This is a genomic window from Mycobacterium sp. HM-7 (assembly GCF_053852335.1).
In genome coordinates, this window is record NZ_CM132657.1 from 5,073,011 (window position 1) to 5,089,780 (window position 16,770).

18 protein-coding genes and 1 pseudogene are annotated in these 16,770 nt (G+C 69.0%); 7 read left to right on the plus strand and 12 right to left on the minus strand.

Annotation, left to right across the window (positions count from 1 at the left end; genetic code table 11):
- Positions 1 to 53: 53 nt before the first annotated feature.
- The 4 genes from ACWW1C_RS24515 to ACWW1C_RS24530 are packed head-to-tail and all read right to left on the minus strand — an operon-like array spanning position 54 to position 3,986.
- Positions 54 to 797: a phosphoglyceromutase gene (locus ACWW1C_RS24515; RefSeq protein WP_455980673.1), complete on the minus strand. Its 744-nt coding sequence runs from the start codon at positions 795 to 797 to the stop codon at positions 54 to 56.
- Between the two features lie 51 nt (positions 798 to 848).
- The gene (locus ACWW1C_RS24520; RefSeq protein ID WP_455980674.1) at positions 849 to 1,355 is read right to left on the minus strand and encodes a YbjN domain-containing protein; all 507 of its coding nucleotides are present in this window, start codon (positions 1,353 to 1,355) and stop codon (positions 849 to 851) included.
- Positions 1,352 to 2,638, minus strand: coding sequence for a D-inositol-3-phosphate glycosyltransferase (mshA, locus tag ACWW1C_RS24525; RefSeq protein ID WP_455980675.1), 1,287 nt, complete (start codon positions 2,636 to 2,638; stop codon positions 1,352 to 1,354). Before mshA ends, ACWW1C_RS24520 begins: the two co-directional genes overlap by 4 nt.
- A gap of 49 nt (positions 2,639 to 2,687) precedes the next feature.
- Positions 2,688 to 3,986 (minus strand): ROK family transcriptional regulator, encoded by a 1,299-nt coding sequence (locus ACWW1C_RS24530; RefSeq protein ID WP_455980676.1) that lies wholly within the window; start codon positions 3,984 to 3,986, stop codon positions 2,688 to 2,690.
- Positions 3,987 to 4,222: 236 nt separating this feature from the next.
- Here ACWW1C_RS24530 and ACWW1C_RS24535 point away from each other — a divergent pair, with 236 nt between their 5' ends.
- On the plus strand, positions 4,223 to 4,984 hold the full coding sequence (locus ACWW1C_RS24535) for an SDR family oxidoreductase (RefSeq protein WP_455980677.1): 762 nt from the start codon (positions 4,223 to 4,225) through the stop codon (positions 4,982 to 4,984).
- 88 nt (positions 4,985 to 5,072) lie between these two features.
- Here the strand turns inward: ACWW1C_RS24535 and ACWW1C_RS24540 are convergent.
- Positions 5,073 to 6,350, minus strand: a pseudogene (locus ACWW1C_RS24540) (L,D-transpeptidase); the annotation flags it as partial.
- A gap of 35 nt (positions 6,351 to 6,385) precedes the next feature.
- Positions 6,386 to 7,456, minus strand: a complete 1,071-nt coding sequence (locus ACWW1C_RS24545; RefSeq protein ID WP_455980678.1) for a UDP-N-acetylmuramate dehydrogenase — start codon at positions 7,454 to 7,456, stop codon at positions 6,386 to 6,388.
- 26 nt (positions 7,457 to 7,482) lie between these two features.
- On the opposite strand from ACWW1C_RS24545, the gene ACWW1C_RS24550 reads away from it, so the two are divergent.
- Genes ACWW1C_RS24550 through ACWW1C_RS24570 form a run of 5 tightly spaced genes read left to right on the plus strand, consistent with a single transcriptional unit; the run spans position 7,483 to position 11,842 of the window.
- Positions 7,483 to 7,989 carry a DUF2505 domain-containing protein gene (locus ACWW1C_RS24550; protein WP_455980679.1) on the plus strand — a complete coding sequence of 169 codons (507 nt, stop codon included), beginning with the start codon at positions 7,483 to 7,485 and terminating at the stop codon, positions 7,987 to 7,989.
- A 21-nt stretch (positions 7,990 to 8,010) separates the two neighbouring features.
- Complete coding sequence (locus tag ACWW1C_RS24555) at positions 8,011 to 8,820, plus strand: class I SAM-dependent methyltransferase (RefSeq protein WP_455980680.1); 810 nt, start codon at positions 8,011 to 8,013, stop codon at positions 8,818 to 8,820.
- Positions 8,821 to 8,844: 24 nt separating this feature from the next.
- Positions 8,845 to 10,026: a glycoside hydrolase family 3 N-terminal domain-containing protein gene (locus tag ACWW1C_RS24560; protein ID WP_455980681.1), complete on the plus strand. Its 1,182-nt coding sequence runs from the start codon at positions 8,845 to 8,847 to the stop codon at positions 10,024 to 10,026.
- A 14-nt stretch (positions 10,027 to 10,040) separates the two neighbouring features.
- Entirely contained in the window at positions 10,041 to 10,862 is an 822-nt protein-coding gene (locus tag ACWW1C_RS24565) for a carbon-nitrogen hydrolase family protein (RefSeq protein WP_455980682.1), read from the plus strand.
- On the plus strand, positions 10,859 to 11,842 hold the full coding sequence (locus tag ACWW1C_RS24570) for an LmeA family phospholipid-binding protein (protein ID WP_455980683.1): 984 nt from the start codon (positions 10,859 to 10,861) through the stop codon (positions 11,840 to 11,842). The genes ACWW1C_RS24565 and ACWW1C_RS24570 overlap by 4 nt, the downstream gene beginning before the upstream one ends.
- 73 nt (positions 11,843 to 11,915) lie before the next feature.
- Here ACWW1C_RS24570 and deoC read toward each other — a convergent pair whose 3' ends face one another.
- From deoC to ACWW1C_RS24600, 6 genes are all read right to left on the minus strand, one after another.
- The gene (deoC, locus tag ACWW1C_RS24575; protein WP_455980684.1) at positions 11,916 to 12,596 is read right to left on the minus strand and encodes a deoxyribose-phosphate aldolase; all 681 of its coding nucleotides are present in this window, start codon (positions 12,594 to 12,596) and stop codon (positions 11,916 to 11,918) included.
- Entirely contained in the window at positions 12,596 to 13,027 is a 432-nt protein-coding gene (locus ACWW1C_RS24580; protein ID WP_455984424.1) for a DUF2599 domain-containing protein, read from the minus strand. The genes deoC and ACWW1C_RS24580 overlap by 1 nt, the downstream gene beginning before the upstream one ends.
- A 3-nt stretch (positions 13,028 to 13,030) precedes the next feature.
- Complete coding sequence (locus tag ACWW1C_RS24585) at positions 13,031 to 13,315, minus strand: DUF2516 family protein (protein ID WP_020101171.1); 285 nt, start codon at positions 13,313 to 13,315, stop codon at positions 13,031 to 13,033.
- 42 nt (positions 13,316 to 13,357) lie between these two features.
- Entirely contained in the window at positions 13,358 to 14,038 is a 681-nt protein-coding gene (locus ACWW1C_RS24590; protein WP_455980685.1) for a heparin-binding hemagglutinin, read from the minus strand.
- 32 nt (positions 14,039 to 14,070) lie between these two features.
- Positions 14,071 to 14,526, minus strand: coding sequence for a helix-turn-helix domain-containing protein (locus ACWW1C_RS24595; protein WP_455980686.1), 456 nt, complete (start codon positions 14,524 to 14,526; stop codon positions 14,071 to 14,073).
- A gap of 98 nt (positions 14,527 to 14,624) precedes the next feature.
- Positions 14,625 to 15,989: a DUF445 domain-containing protein gene (locus ACWW1C_RS24600; protein ID WP_455984425.1), complete on the minus strand. Its 1,365-nt coding sequence runs from the start codon at positions 15,987 to 15,989 to the stop codon at positions 14,625 to 14,627.
- Between the two features lie 74 nt (positions 15,990 to 16,063).
- On the opposite strand from ACWW1C_RS24600, the gene ACWW1C_RS24605 reads away from it, so the two are divergent.
- Positions 16,064 to 16,768, plus strand: a complete 705-nt coding sequence (locus ACWW1C_RS24605) for a TetR/AcrR family transcriptional regulator (RefSeq protein ID WP_455980687.1) — start codon at positions 16,064 to 16,066, stop codon at positions 16,766 to 16,768.
- The last annotated feature ends 2 nt before the right edge of the window (positions 16,769 to 16,770 follow it).

Consider the following 16,770-nt stretch of genomic DNA (forward strand, 5'->3'; position numbering starts at 1 on the left):
AAATCCAGGAGTTGGGCCGGCGTTTACCCGAGTTCACCCGATTGTTTCCGCGGTCAGTGCTTCTTGGCACCCTGAGCGGCCACCGCGGCCGCACCGGCGGCGGCTGCCTCGGGGTCCAGATATTCGCCACCAGGCACCGTCGGCTTCAGATTTTCGTCCAATTCGTACCGCAGCGGGATGCCCGTCGGGATGTTCAGGCCCGTGATCTCGTCGTCGGACATGCCGTCCAGGTACTTCACCAGCGCGCGCAGCGAGTTGCCGTGCGCGACGATCAGGACGGTCTTGCCGGCCTTCAGATCAGGCACGATCGCCTGCTCGAAGTAGGGCACGAACCGCTTGACGACGTCGGCGAGGCATTCGGTCAACGGCGCATCGATGCCGGCGTACCGCGGGTCGCCGTCCTGGCTGTAGGTGCTGCCGGGCTCGATCGGCGGCGGCGGGGTGTTGTAGCTACGACGCCACGTCATGAACTGTTCCTGGCCGTACTTGGCCAGGGTCTCGGCCTTGTCGAGGCCCTGCAGCGCGCCGTAGTGGCGTTCGTTGAGGCGCCAGTCGCGCTGCACGGGGATCCAGTGCCGGTCGGCGGCGTCGAGCGCCAGATTGGCTGTGGTGATCGCGCGGCGCAGCAGCGACGTGTAGAGCACGTCGGGCAGCACGCCCTGTTCGACCAGCAGCTTTCCGCCGCGGACGGCTTCGGCCCGGCCCTTGTCAGTGAGGTCGACGTCGACCCAACCGGTGAACAGGTTCTTCTCGTTCCACTGGCTCTCGCCGTGACGCAACAGGATCAAGGTCGGCATCGGCTGATCTTCTCACGTGCGGGTTTGTGGCTCTCGCCGCACCCGGGACTGCTATTCCGGCCGCAGGTGCTCGAACGCCTGCAGGTTCTTCAGCGACTCCCCGCGGGACAGCCGCCACTTCCACTCTTTCTCGATGGACGTGCGGAACCCCAGCTCAAGGAGGGTGTTGAAGTCGAAGTCGACGGCCTCGATCACCTGGCCCATCAGCCGGTCGATCTCGTCGGCGGTCACGGCTTGCAGCGCCATCCGGCCCACCAGATAGATGTCGCCGACGTTGTCGAGCGTGTACGCCATGCCGTACAGCCGCCGGTTGCGGCGCAGCAGGTACTTGTAGACGCCCTCGAAGTTCTCGTCGGGCTTGCGGCAGACGAACGCCTCCAGGCGCACGCCGTGCTCGCCGACGCTCAACAGCGTGTTGGTCGTCAGCCGGCGCTCACCCGGCAGCGCCACCACGATCCCGGGCCGGCCGGCCGTTCCCCCGTCATGATGGGAGAACTCGAGTTCGTGTGCGGTCAGGGTCTCTTCGATCAGCTGGGTGACCGTGGCCGAGTCCGTCACGCGCGCACTCCCCGACGGATCAGGAACCGGCGGCTGCGGCGTGCCGCGGCGTCGCGACGGGGCCGACGGCCGCGGTAGTCGGCGATCGCCCGCGTGTAGCCGGCCAGCAGCGAGTCGACGGTGTGCACCCACGAGAAGGTCGCGGCGTGCTGTAACGCGCCGTCGCGCAACGTTTCCGGGCCCAGTTCGAGCGTCCGCCCGATGGCGTTGGCCCAATCGCCGGGATCGTGGCCGTCGACCAGGACGCCGCTGACGCCGTCGCGCACGGCGACGGGCAGCCCGCCCACCTTGGCGGCCACGACGGGCGTGCCACAGGCCTGCGCTTCCACCGCGACCAGTCCGAAGGATTCCGAATAGCTCGGCACCGCAACCAGATCCGCGGCGCGGTAGACGTTCACCAGCTGTTCGCGGGACTGCGGCGGCAGGAATGTCACGCGATCGGTGATACCCAACTCGTCGGCCAGGGAAACCAGGCCGTCGGGAACGGCGAGGCCACTGCCCGACGGGCCGCCTGCCACCACGACGCGCACGTCGGGCAGCTTGGCCGCAGCCCGTAACAGCACGTCGGGCGCCTTCAGCGGCTGGATCCGGCCGATGAAGGCCACTACCTGCTCATCGCACGAAAGCCCCAGCGCCGCACGGGCTTCGGCCTTGTCGCCGGGCGTGAAGGTCGTGAGGTCGACGCCAGGGTAGGCCACGTCGATGCGGGCCGGATCCGCGTGATGCAGCGAAACCAGTTGCTGTGCTTCGTCTTCGGTGTTGACGATGAGCCGGTCGGCGGCGTCGACCACCTGTTGCTCACCGACCGCGCGCAGCGCCGGCTCCGGGGTGTCACCTTCGGCCAGCGACAGGTTCTTCACCGCGGCCAAGGTGTGGGCCGTGTGCACCAGCGGGACGGCCCAGCGGTCCGAGGCCAGCCAGCCCACCTGACCGGAAAGCCAGTAGTGCGAATGCACGATGTCGTAATAACCCGGCTCGTGGTTGGCCTCGACGCGCAGGACGCCGGCGGTGAACGCGCACAGCTGGGTCGGCAGGTCGTACTTGTCCAGACCCTCGAACGGGCCCGCGACGATGTTGCGCACCAGCACGCCGGGCGCCACCCGAACCACCGGGGCGTCGGTCGACGACGTGGCCCGGGTGAAGATTTCGACCTCGACGCCGCGGCGGGCCAATTCGAGGGCACTCTGCAGGACGTAGACGTTCATACCGCCCGCATCGCCGGTACCCGGTTGGGCCAGCGGCGAGGTATGGACCGACAGGACGGCAACACGCACGCCCTCCATCCTTACACCGCTGCCCGCCGGACCTCCCGTCCGGTATCCCGAGCTGGCGTTACGCGGCGCGCAGCGCGCGGCGCATGGCACCGATCGGGTCGGCGTACAGGCCGCCGAGGGACACCACACCGGCGCCGGCTTCCTGCACCCGGTTGCCGAACGTGGTGACCCGGATATCCCGGGCACCGAGCACGGTCCGCTCCGCGAAGGCCTGCTCGACGAGCGGCAGACCCTCGGGGTACTCGGAGAACGCCTGGCCGCCGACGACCAGGTCGTCGGGGTTCAGCAGGTCGCGCAGCAGCGCCACCGCACCACCGAGCACCCGGGCCCGCTCGGCCAGCAGTTCAACAGCGGCGGCATTGCCGGAGCGCGCCGCACGCAGCACCGCGGCGATGGTCGACGACGGTCCGTCGGCCGGCACGATCCGCTGCCTGCGGGCGGCTGCCAGTACCGCCTCGTCACTGACGGTGGACTCGAGCCGGCCGCTGCCACCGAGCAGTTCCGACTGGGCCGGCAGTCCCGAGATGGTGCCGGGTCCGCTGGCCGGCGAGTGCACCTTGCCGCCGATCGACAGCGCGTAGCCGACGGTCTCGCGGGCGTAGACGTACAGGCTGGTCGCCGATCCGGACGCGGCCTCGGCGCCCACCAAACCGCGCCGCGCGCCCAGCAGCAGTTCGGCGCCGGCCATCGCGTCGACGTGCGACGCCAGCGACACGGGCAGCCCCAGGGTCTGGGCGAGCACCGGGCCGACAGGGGCGTCCACCCAGCCGAGGCGCGGGTGGTCGACGTGACCGGTGGCACTGTCCACCACACCACCGGAGGCGACGCCCACCCACAGCGGCCGGCGCCGGTGCCAACGGCTCAGGTAGCGCTGGGCGCTGCCGGCAAGGGAGGCCAGCGCGGCGTGCTGGTCGCCGCGCGGCGTGGGCGTCTCGACCACGTCGAGGGTGCGGCCGAACAGGTCGGTCGCCACGATCGCGGTGGTGCGGGCGCCGACGTGCAGGCCCAGGGTCAGGAACGGTTCGTGGTTCACCTCGACCGGAATGCGCGGGCGGCCGATGGCGCCGGCGACGGCCAGGTCGGCCCGCTCGCGCAGCATCCCGGCGTCCAGCAGGGCCGTGACCTGGCGGTTCACGGTGGCAATGCTCAGGCCGGTGGCCTGCGCGATCACGTCCCGGGCGATGGGGCCGCGCAGCCGGGCCGCGCTGAAGACCGAGCCGGCGGCGGCGTCGGCGACCCGGAGCGACGGGGCGACGATGTGGTGCCGGGCCAGCAAGGTGCGCTTGGCGTGGGCGTTGGAGTGCACAGCAGGGCGGACGCCGGGACGGGTGGCGACGGTGGAAACGGGAGCAGACATTTGAGGGTCCTAGGGAAGAAGTCGGGCTGGTGGGTCCTGAGGCCACACCTGCCGACAGCTAGGACGAAGAGATCCGTGTCGTGAGTCAGGCGCAGCGCGAAGCGCGACAACAACAACACGAACGTCGCACGGCGACGCCGGATGCCTGACTGATGATCACGAGAGGAACTTAGCACGCCTGCGGTGCCGCACAATGCCCGCGATGAGGAGGGCGGGCAGTGACTAAAGTCGGCCACATGCCAGCTGAAGAACGCTCCGCTCGCGTCGCGGTGGTCACCGGCGCCAGTTCCGGAATCGGCGCCGCCACCGCGAAAACCCTTGCCGCCCAGGGATTTCACGTGGTCTGTGCGGCCCGTCGCGCCGATCGGGTCGCCGCCCTCGCGGCGGAGATCGGCGGCACCGCCGTTGTGACAGACGTCACCGACCAGGCGTCGGTGGACGCTCTCGCGGCCACGGTCAGCGATCTGGGCCCGGTACACATCCTGATCAACAACGCCGGTGGCGCCAAGGGTCTGGCGCCCGTCGCCGAGGCCGATCTGGACCATTGGGACTGGATGTGGCAGACGAACGTGCTCGGCACGCTGCGGGTCACGCGCGCGCTGTTGCCCGCCCTGATCGCATCAGGGGACGGGTTGGTCGTCACCGTCACGTCCACCGCGGCGCTGGAGACCTACGACAACGGCGCCGGGTACATCGCCGCCAAGCACGGCCAGGGCGCGCTGCACCGCACCCTGCGCGGCGAGCTACTGGGAAAACCGGTGCGGCTCACCGAGATTGCGCCGGGGGCCGTCGAGACCGAGTTCTCGCTGGTGCGGTTCGACGGTGACGCCGAGCGGGCCGACGCCGTGTATCAGGGCATCACGCCGCTGGTCGCCGAGGACGTGGCCGAGGTCATCGGTTTCGTCGCGTCACGCCCGCCACACGTCGATCTGGACCAGATCGTCATGCGGCCGCGCGACCAGGCGTCTGCCAGCAGATTCAACCGGCAGCCGAAGTAGTCGTCGGGGCCACCGACGTCGTGGTCGACGTCGACGTCGTGGTCGACGTCGACGCGGTCGTCGAGGTGGTGGAAGTCGGCGTCGACGACGTGGCCGGCCCCTGCGGCGGCGGTGTCGTGGTGGTCGTCGGGGTGCCCGAGTACGTCGGCGCATCCGTCGGGGTGGCCGGCGCACTCTGCGGGATGGACGTCTCCGGCGGCGCGGCATTCGGCCGCGGCAGCGCGGACATCGACAACCAGGTGTCCCAGTCGACCGCCCAGTCCCAGATGTCGCCGTCTGCATAGGACAGCTGGATCGACGTGCCGGTCACCTCGACCGGGTCGCCGTAGATGGCGGTCTGGAAATACTGCTGGGCGTTGTCGGTGGACAGGTTTATACACCCGTTGGTGACGTTGGTGTTGCCCTGCGCGCCCGAGCTGGCCGGGTTGGCATGGATGAACTCGCCGTTGTTGGAGATCCGCACCGCCCAGCGTTCGTGGACGTGGTCGTAGCCGGCGGCCGGGTTGGACATCCAGAAGTCCGCGTACTTCTCGGTGACGACGTGCGTACCGCTGCGCGTGACGTTGCGTGGCTTGTCGGCCTCGCCGTAGCTGCACGGGAAGTCGAACAGCACGCCGCCGTCGGTGATCACCTGGATGCGGTGGCTGGTCGCGTCCGCCTTGACGACCTGGCGCCGGCCGATGGTGATCTCCAGCGTGCTGTCCTGCGCACCGTAGGCGTCGTCCCCGAACGGCACGCCGTACAACTTCGCCGAGACGCTCACCTTGGTGCCCGGCGGGTAGTACTCGCGGGTGCGCCAGTGCATGCGCGCGCCTTCGCGCTCGTCGGGCAGCCAGGCCCAACTGCCCTCGACCGGCGGGTCGGTGACGACCTTGACGTTGCGCTCGACGGCGGCCTTGTCGCTGATCGAGGAGTCGAACTGCAGGATGATCGGCGCCGCGACCCCGACGGTCTGCCCGTCGGCGAGCTGGAACTGGCCGTTGACCTGCTTGGTCGGGTTCACCGTCGTGAACGTCGCGGAGACCGGCACGGCTTTGCCGTCACGGCCGACGACGGAACCGGAGAACGTGTACGTCGCGCCGAAGCCGAGCGGCTCGGCCGCGTTGAACGAGGTGCGGTCCTTGTTGAACACCGCGGCGACGACCTTGCCCTCGCCGTTGGTGAGCGTCGCCTTCTGGAACCAGCCGTCGGTGACGTCGACGCCGATGCTGCTGGTCGGCACCACGTCGGTGGCGCCGTTGGCGGGCCGGTAGGTGATGACGGGCGCCGCGGTCTCCTTGGCGGGGCCCGACGAGCCCGATCCGCCCGAGGTTTCGGAGCACGCGGCAAGCACGCCGGAAGTGCCGACGGCAATCGCGGTCAGCATCTGTCGCCGGTTCACACTCACAGGTTTGAATTTACCTACAGCGAACAGCCGATTAAGCACGGTTCCGGTGTGAGATCTATCCCGAAAGCGGCCTTGACGCCGTCCCGAACCGTCCTGGCCAGCGCTAATACGTCCGCGCTGCCAGCAAATCCCCGGTTCGTCAGAGCCAGCGCATGCTTGGTGGAAAGCCGGGCCGGAGCCCCTTCACCCGGGTAGCCCTTGCCGAAACCGGCCTGTTCCACCAGCCAGCCGGCGGCCAACTTGACCCCGTTCGGCGCGGGGTAATTGGGCACCGGGCCCGCCGCCGCGTCCCTGATGTGTTCGAAGACGTCCTGCGGAACCACCGGGTTGGTGAAGAACGAACCGGCGCTCCACGTGTCGTGGTCGGCCGCGTCGGTGTCGTCGAGAATGACCATGCCCTTGCCGCGCCGCAACGCCAGCACCGCCTCGCGGACCGCCAGCGCGTCGACGCGCGTACCCGCCTCGGCGCCGAGCCGGGACGCCAGTTCGCCGTACCGCAGCGGGGCACTGAGCCCGTCGGCGTCCAGGGTGAACTCCACCTCCAGCACGACGGCATGGTCGGAGTTCTTCAGCACGCTGTGCCGGTAGCCGAAATCCAGCGTCTCGGGGCCGACCCAGTGGTCCGTACCGGTCTCCCGGTCGAACAGCCGGACGCGACTGATGGTGTCGGCGACCTCGGCCCCGTAGGCGCCGACGTTCTGCACCGGCGTCGCCCCGGCCGAGCCCGGAATTCCGGACAGGCATTCCAGGCCGCCGAGCCCGTGCGCCAGCGAGGCCACGACGACGTCGTCCCACAGCGCGCCGGCCTCGGCCCGCACCACGTTGCCCTCGACGGTGATCTCGGTGTTCGCCAGCAGCACCACGGTCAAATCCACCAGGTCATCGGCGATCAGCACATTCGACCCGCCCGCCAGGACCAGCAGCGGCCCCGGTTCATCCCGCAGCGCCGTGAGCACCCCGATCACCTTGGCGGTGGTATCGCAGGTGATCAGGCGGGCTGCCACCGGTCCGACACGGAACGAGGTCAGGGGTGCCAGCGGCACGCCATACTCGACCGCCGCGCCCCCGATATCCGAACTGACCACGGCCGCTAACGGTAGCGTGGCCGATTATGGCCCGTTCTTTCGACATGGTTGCCGAGTACGCCGGCACCGTGGCGCAGGTCCATCGCGCTTTCTGCAGCAAGGACTACTGGCTGGACCGGCTGGCAGAGGGCCGCGCCGACGAGTCGACCCTCGATTCGTTCGCCGAGGACGGCGCCGGCGGCACCGACATCACCACCACCCAGACCATGCGCGCCGCGGGTCTGCCCAGCGTCGTCACCCAGTTCCACTTCGGCGACCTCAGCCTTGTGCGCGAAGAGCATTGGGGCCCGCTGACCGACGACCGTGCGGTCGGCACGGTGCGCAGCCGCGTCCCCGGCGCGCCGGCGACCATCACGGGCACCGGTGTCCTGATGTCCACCGCAGCCGGTGCGCGACTCGCCTTCTCGGCGAACGTCGAGGTCCGGATCCCGCTCGTCGGCGGCAAGCTCGAGGCGATGCTGGGCCAGCAGCTCCGATATCTGATCGAGCTGGAGCAGAAATTCACGACCGACTGGATCGCCGCCCGCCGGTGAGCCGCCCATAAACTCAGGGCCATGAATTCGCCCGCCGGCCGGTCGCGGGGCACGCCCCTCGGTCAACTGACGCGTGGCACAACGGGATACAACCGCCTGCGCCGCAGCGACCGCTGGCTGGTGCACTCGCCGCGGGTCCGGGCCCTGTTGCGCGCGGCGGCGGAGCCATTGGTCGTCGACCTCGGGTACGGCGCGTTGCCGGTGACCACCGTCGAGCTGGCTTCCCGCCTGCGCACGGTCCGGGCCGACGTGCGGGTGGTCGGCCTGGAGATTCATCCGGAGCGGGTCCGCCTGGCCCGCGAACTGGCCGGCGACATCGTCGAATTCGGCCTCGGCGGTTTCGAATTGGCCGGGCACACACCGGTTTTGGTCCGCGCGTTCAACGTGCTCCGGCAGTACGACGTCGCCGACGTGCCCGCGGCATGGGCGGAGATGACGGGCCGGCTCGCACCGGGCGGGCTGTTGGTCGACGGCACGTGCGACGAATTGGGACGACGCTGCTGCTGGGTGCTGCTCGACGCCTCGGGGCCGGCGAGCCTGACGTTGTCGTGCGACCCGTTCGCGATCGACCGGCCCTCCGACTTGGCGGAGCGGCTGCCGAAAGTGCTTATCCACCACAACGTTCCGGGCCAGCCGATCCACCGCCTGCTGCAAGCGGCGGACCGCGCCTGGGCCACCACGGCCGGGCACGGGGTATTCGGCCCACGGGTCCGCTGGCGAGCCATGCTCGATCTGCTGCTCGACGAGGGCTACCCGCTGGAGCCGCCGCGACGGCGGCTCCGCGACGGCGTACTGACCCTGCCGTGGTCGGCCGTCGCGCCCACACCCTGACGACGAGCGAATAGGGTTCGCCCCATGCCATCACCCCGCAGCCGGCTGCGCTCGCCGGTCGTCCTGGCCTCGGCCGCGGCGGTGATCGTCGTCGCCCTGATCGTCGCGGCCGTCATGAGCAAGCCGCGGCCTGTCGACGCCCCGCCACCGGCTCCCGACCATCCCATCGCGGTCCCGGCTCCCGTCCCGTGCCGGCTGGACACCGTCGTGGCGGCCCTCAGCGTGCGTCAGAAACTGGCCCAGCTGCTGATGGTCGGGGTCAAGAACCTGGCCGATGCGCAGGCCGTCGTCCGGGAGCAGGAGGTCGGTGGCATCTTCATCACCAGCTGGACCGACTATTCGATGCTCGGCGCTCCCCTTGCCGCCCTCGCGCAGGAACCGCGACCACTGCCGCTGGCCGTCAGCGTCGACGAGGAGGGCGGCCGGGTGCAGCGGCTCAAGAACCTCATCGGCAGCCAGCCGTCACCGCGTGAGCTGGTCGCCGCCGGGAAGACACCCGAGCAGGTTCGGGAGATCGCCAAGCTGCGCGGACAGGCGATGAAAGAACTCGGCATCACCATCGACTTCGCACCCGTCGTCGACATCACCAACGCGGCCGACGGCACCGTCATCGGCGACCGGTCCTGGGGTAACACCGCCGACACCGTCACCGCCTACGCCGGCGCCTACGCGGCCGGCCTGCGCGACGCCGGCCTCTTGCCGGTGCTCAAGCACTTCCCCGGCCACGGTCACGCCTCCGGTGACTCGCACCAGGGCGGCGTGGTCACCCCGCCGTTGGCGCAACTGGAGACGCTGGACCTGGTCCCGTACCAGCCCCTGACGACCCAGCGACCCGTCGCCGTGATGGTCGGCCACATGCAGGTGCCCGGGCTCACCGACACCGACCCGGCCAGCCTGTCCAAGGCCGCCTATGACCTGCTGCGAAGCGGCAGTTACGGCGGCCGACCGTTCGACGGCGCGGTATTCACCGACGACCTCTCCAGCATGGGCGCCATCACCCAGCGCTACAACGTGCCGGAGGCGGTGCTCAAAGCCCTGCAGGCGGGCGCAGACACCGCGCTGTGGATCACCACAAAAGAGGTGCCCGCCGTCCTCGACCGGCTGCAGCAGGCCGTCGACGCGCACGAGCTGCCGATGGAACGCGTCGACGACGCGGTGCGCCACATGGCCGTGACCAAGGATCCGTCCCTGGCCTGTACCGGCTGATTACGCTGGGGCGCATGCGCATCGCATTGGCCCAGATCGGCACCGGCACCGACCCCGAAGCCAACCTGGAACTGGTCGCCGAGCACACGGCGCACGCCGCCGACGCCGGTGCCGACCTGGTGCTGTTCCCCGAAGCGACGATGTGCCGGTTCGGTGTGCCGCTCGGACCCGTGGCGCAACCGCTCGACGGATCCTGGGCGAACGCGGTCCGGGACATCGCCGCACGGTCGGGCGTCACCGTCGTCGCCGGGATGTTCTGCCCAACCGCCGACGGCCGCGTCACCAACACCCTGCTCGCCACCGGCCCGAGCCTCGACACGCACTACCACAAGATCCACCTGTACGACGCCTTCGGATTCACCGAATCAAGCACTGTCGCAAGAGGTTTCGAGCCCGTCGTGATCGACGTCCCGACGGCCGACGGCGCTGTTCGCGTCGGCCTCACGACGTGTTACGACGTCCGTTTCCCCGAGCTGCACCTCGAGCTCGCCGAACGCGGCGCCAAGCTGCTGACCGTCCACGCGTCGTGGGGGTCGGGCCCGGGAAAGCTCGAGCAGTGGACACTTTTGGCACGCGCTCGCGCGCTCGACACCGGCTGCGTCATCGCTGCGGTCGACCAGCCCTACCCCGGTGACGAGCTCGCCAGGAAGGGACCGACCGGCAGCGGCGGCAGCGTTGTGGCCTCCCCCACCGGCGACATCGTCGCGCAGGCCGGCCTCGACCCGGAACTGCTGGTCACCGACGTCGACCTGACCGCCGTCGAGCGGGCCCGCGAGACCATCGCCGTGCTGCGCAACCGCACCGCCATTCCGCGTAAGGCACAATCGCAAGGGTGACTGACCCCTGGGCCCGCCCCGCCAATGAGGACGCCGCACCATCTGCCGAGCCCGCGCCGCAGGCGCCGGATGCTCCGGGTGCCCAGCCCACCGAGGTGCTGACGGCCTCGACGCCCCCGTCGACCGATCTCCCCGCCTACGGCGCCGACGCGGCGGCTCCGGCCTACGGCGCCGACGCGGCGCCGACGTCGTACCCGGCTCCCCAGCAGGTGCCCGCCACCGATCCGCCCAAGAAGCGCCGCGGCGTCCTGGAACTGCTGCGCGACCCGATGTCGCTGATCCTGATCATCGTGATCGCGCTCGCGCTGTCGGCGGCCGGTGTCGTCGGTGGCGAGTTCTACGCCCGCAGCCGGGGCAACGACGTCGTCTCGTCGGCCGTGCAGTGCGTCGTGCAGGACAAGGTCGACGTGCAGTTCGGCGCCACCCCGTTCCTGTGGCAGGTCGCCAACAGCAACTACGACCACATCACGGTGACCACCGCCGGCAACCAGCTGCGCTTCGCCAAGGGCATGAAGGCCCAGATTCAGATCGACGACGTCAAGCTCGAGAAGACGGACAAGTCCGCAGGCACCATCGGTTCGCTCGCGGCCACCGTCACGTGGTCGTCCGACGGCATCAAGCAGACGATCGCGGACACCGTCCCCGTGCTGGGCGGTCTGGTCTCCGACGTCACCACCGATCCGTCGTCGGGCACCATCGTGCTGGACGCGCCGATGACCCAGATCGTGGCCAAGCCGACGCTGACCGACGGCACCATCTCGCTCAAGGTGGAGCAGCTGACCGGGCTCGGCTTCCTGCTGCCGCGCGAGTCGATCCAGCCGGCGCTGGACTTGTTCGCGTCGCAGCTCACCAAGGACTACCCGATGGGCATCCACCCGGAAGGCCTGCAGGTGACCGGCACCGGAGTGACCGCGAAGTTCGGCACCAAGAACGCCACCATCCCCCTGGCCAAGCAGGACACCTGCTTCTCCGGGCTCTGATTTCCCGGCGATTTGTGCACGATTTTCCGCGGTGACCGCAGATTTTCGTGCACAAATCGCTGACTGTCGCTGACTAAGCCAGCCCGTCGAGGACGGCTCGGGTCCCGGACAGGCCGAGCCGGGTGGCGCCCGCGTCGAGCATCGCCACGGCGGCAGCAGCCTCGCGGATGCCGCCGCTGGCCTTGACGCCCAGCGCAGGGACGGTCTGCGCCATGATCTCCACGGCCTGCACCGACGCGCCGCCCGCCGGGTGGAATCCGGTGGAGGTCTTCACGAAATCGGCGCCGGCGTCGGCGGCCGCGCGGCAGACATCGGCCAGCGTCGGCGCGCCGGCCATGTTCAGCAGCGCCGCGGACTCGACGATCACCTTCAGCACCGCGGTCGGGGCGGCCCCGCGGACCGCCGCGATGTCCGCGAACACCGCCGAAATGTCGCCGGCGATGGCGGCGCCCACGTCGATCACCATGTCGATCTCGTCGGCACCGCGCCGGCCGTCGGCCCCGACGACCGACAGCGCCGCCTCACGGGCCTTGATCTGCGAATCATGCTTGCCCGACGGGAATCCCACGACAGTGGCGATCTTGACGCGCTCGGGCACCTCGACCGCCCCCAACATCGACGGCGACACACAGACCGCGCAGACCCGCAGATCGGCGGCCTCCCAGCACAGGCTCGCCACGTCCGAGGCGGTCGCCTCCGGCTTGAGCAGCGTGTGGTCGACCAGGGCGGCCACCTGCTCGCGGGTCCAACTCATCAGAACGGCTCCTCTGTGCCACCGGGATTGCAACGCGCTTTCAACATCTGGTTGTCGTCGACCACCGGGCGCCACGGCTCGAGATTCCAGCTGGTCTTGCCGGGCGCGGCGGCTTCGGCGAAATACCAGTGGCACATGAACTGGGCACGCATCCCCGGGGCGTCGGCGTCGGGCGCCAGGTTCAGTACCTCGGACCAGGCCTCGTCGCCCGGTTGCGTGGCACCCAGGCCGGACGCGCGCCGGCCGGCCCACGTCGGGTACACCCGCAGGCTCGACTCGCCGTCCCACTGCGTCCACCGGGTGTGGTCGACGTAGGGCGGTGGCGGAATCGGTTGTGATGTCGGTTCGGGGGGATCAAACGGGTCGGCCGAAGCCTGCGGGGCCAGCGCCACCGCGGCGGCAGCCAGGACCCCGCACAGGATCGCGCGCACCAATTACCGGGATTTCCCTTGAACCTCAAGCAGTTTGGGCTTCACGTCGACCAGGTACACACCCGTGGCGCAGGCCGCGATGGCCGCGCCGACCGGCGGCCCGATGATCCAGCCCAGGACCGCGCCGCCACCCAGGATCGCGAGCCACACCGGCTTGGTCAGTTTGTCGACCGCCGTGTAGGCGTCCGGCCGCTGCATGGCGGCATGCACGAACGCGTACACGGTCGTGGCCAGCACCGCGATCTGCAATGCGAAAAGGACGTAACCCACCAGGCTTCCGAGGTACACGCCCTCAGCCTATGTGGGTTACGTCCTTGACGTCGAACCTGCTTACTTCTGGGTGACCTTCTTGGCCGGAGCGGCCTTCTTGGCCGGAGCCTTGGCAGCAGCCTTGGCCGGGGCGGCCTTGGTCGCAGCAGCCTTGGCCGGGGCGGCCTTCTTGGCCGGGGCGGCCTTCTTCGCGGGTGCCTTCTTGGCCGGGGCCTCTTCCTTCTCCGGCAGTTCGACACCGACCAGCTTGGCGGCGCGCTCACCGACAGCGCGGGTCTGGCTGGCAACGTTGCCCAGGGCGTCCTGGGTCAGCTCGGAGACCTGGTCGGTGTAGTTCTCGACGCGGCCACGGACGTCCTCGACGCGCTCACGGACGCTCTCGATCGACGACTGGGCGCGCAGGCGCTCCAGCGCGGCCTCGCCACGCTCGACCAGCTTGTTGTAGGTGTTCTGAGCGTTCTCGGCGTAGGTCTCGGCGGCCTTGCGCAGCTCTTCGGTGCTGAACTTCTCGCGAAGCTCCTCAACCTGGCCCGGCAGTTCCTCCTGCAGCTTGGTCAGGCGGGCGCGGCCCTCTTCGACGCGCGCGTTGGCATCGGTGCGGGCCTCTTCGGCACGCTCACGCAGGCTCGCGACGATCTCGTTGACGGTGGCCAGCGCCAGGTCCGCAGCGCCGACGGCGGCGAACAGGGGGGCCTTCAGGTCTTCGATGGTGGGCTGGTTGGTCTCTTTGTTCTCTGCCATGTTCGGGTTTCCTTTCTCGGGTACTGCGTTGGTCAGTTCGCTACTCGGTGAGTGTCAGTCGTCGTTGTCTGCTCCTCACTTGCGGCTTCCAATTCAGGCTGATCAGGAAGCGATTTGGACTCGGCATCGTTCTGCTGCCGGAAGGATGTGTAGATGTCGAGCAGCACCTGCTTCTGCCGCTCGGTGATCGAGAGGTCGGCGATGATGGCGTCACGCACCTCGCCGGCGGCGCTGGGCTCCAGAATTCCGGCCCTTACGTAGAGCACCTCGGCCGAAACCCTGAGCGCCTTGGCGATCTGGTTCAGCACATCGGCCGACGGCTTGCGCAGGCCACGCTCGATCTGGCTCAGGTAGGGGTTGCTGACGCCCGCCTTCTCAGCGAGTTGGCGGACCGAGACCTGCGCAGCTTCCCGCTGGGTGCGGATGAAGCTGCCGATGTCCTGGGCTGCATTCGACACGACGGCGGCGATATCTGCATCCTGCGCCATGCCGTTCCCCTGTCCTGGTCGACCGCTTTTGGTTGGGCGGTCCGTACCAAAACAACGGTACGAGGGGGTGCTAACTATTGCAAGCGCTTGCTAGCGGATCAGACGAACAGCTCGGCGATCGTGTAGATGACCAGCCCCGCCAAAGATCCGACGACTGTGCCGTTGATCCGAATGAACTGCAGGTCACGACCCACATGGAGCTCGATTCGCCGGCTCGCCTCGTCGGCGTCCCAGCGCTCGATGGTCTCGGTGATGATCGCTGTGATCTCCGTCCCATATTGCGCAACAAGGTGTTTTGCGCCCCTGACGAGCCAGTCGTCCACCTTGTCCCGCAGCTCCGCGTCGTCCCGCAGGGACTCCCCGATCCGCACCACCGAATCTGCAATCCGGGTGCGCAAAACTGACGACGGATCGTCGACCGATTCGAGGATGATGCGCTTGGCGGTACTCCACGCCGTCTCCGCGGCGCGGGCCACCTCGTCGCGCGCCAGGATCTGCTCCTTGATCCGTTCGGCCCGCGCGATGGTGTCCTCGTCGTTCTGCAGATCGTCGGCGAAGTCGAAAAGGAACTTCGTGGCCGACATCCGCAGCTCGTGTTCCGGGTTGCGCCGCACCTTGTCGGTGAAGTCCATCAGCTCGCGGTGGATTCGGTCGCCCACGAGATGGTCGACCCAGCGCGGCGACCACGTCGGCGAATCCCGCTCGATGACGCGCTCGATGATCTCACCGGCGTTGAGCGACCACTGGAACGCCCGGTCGGCCAGCAGCTGCAGCAGTGCCTCCTGCCGCCGCTCGGCCAGCAGGCTCTCCAGCACCCGGCCGATCGGCGGACCCCATTGCGGTTCGGCGATCCGCTTGACGATCATCCGGTCCAGGACGTGCTGGACGTCTTCGTCGCGCAGCAGCTCCACCAACACGCGCAGCACTGTCGACGCTTCGGCCGCCACCCGTGTCGCGTGCGCCGGTTCGGACAGCCACTTGCCCAGCCTGCTGGCCACCTGGGCGTCGCGCAGCTTGGTCTCGACGACTTCCGGCGACATGAAGTTCTCGCGGACGAAGGTGCCGAGACCCTCACCGAGCTGGTCCTTCTTGCGCGGGATGATCGCGGTGTGCGGGATGGGGATTCCCAGCGGGTGGCGGAACAGCGCCGTCACGGCGAACCAGTCGGCCAGTGCGCCGACCATGCCGGCCTCCGCGGCCGCCCGGACATATCCGACCCACGGGCCGGTCCAGCTGTATGCGCCACCACGGGCCTGCAGCCACGTGCACACGGCAAACAGCACCGTCGCGCCCAGCAGGAAGCTCAGCGCGACCGCTTTCATCCGGCGCAGGTTGCGGCGCCGCTCTTCGTCGGCCGTCCGGTCGGCGCCGGCAAACGACTCCGCGAGACTGGCGTGCGGTTCGACGGGTGCCTGGTGCGTCGGATGGGGTCCAGGTCCCGGCCTGGGTCGGTGTGCCACCACTCCATCATCCTGTATGTGCGCCATGGTCGCCCCGTATTATTAAGCAGACCTAGCGGAATGGACGTACTGCGACCGTGGCACAGCAAAACGCACCCTCGTCGGCAAAAGCCGACGGGCGTAAACGACGCTGGCACCAACATAAGGTCGATCGCCGCAACGAGCTGGTCGACGGCACACTCGAGGCCGTCCGACGTCGCGGCAGCAACGTCAGCATGGATGAGATTGCGGCCGAGATCGGCGTGTCGAAGACTGTGCTGTACCGCTACTTCGTCGACAAGAACGATCTGACCACCGCGGTGATGATGCGCTTCGCGCAAACCACGCTGATCCCCAACATGGCGTCGGCGCTGTCGTCGAACCTCGACGGCTTCGAACTCACCCGCGAGATCATCCGGGTCTACGTCGACACCGTCGCCGCGGAGCCCGAGATTTATCCGTTCGTCTTCGCCAACAGCTCGGCGAGCAAGAGCAAGGCCATCGCCGACTCGGAGCAGATCATCGCGCGGATGCTCGCGGTCGTCCTGCGCCGCCGGATGGCGCATGCCGGCATGGACACCCGCGGCGTCGACGCGTTTGCGTTCCACACCGTCGGCGGCGTGCAGCTGGCCACCCACTCCTGGATGTCGAATCCCCGGATAACCGCGCCCGAGCTCATCGACTACCTGACCATGCTGTCCTGGAGCGCGCTGCGCGGCATCGTCGAGGTGGGCGGGTCGCTGGCGGAGTTCAACTCGCAGTCACATCCGTCCCCGACCATCCCGCCACATCTGATTCACTGATC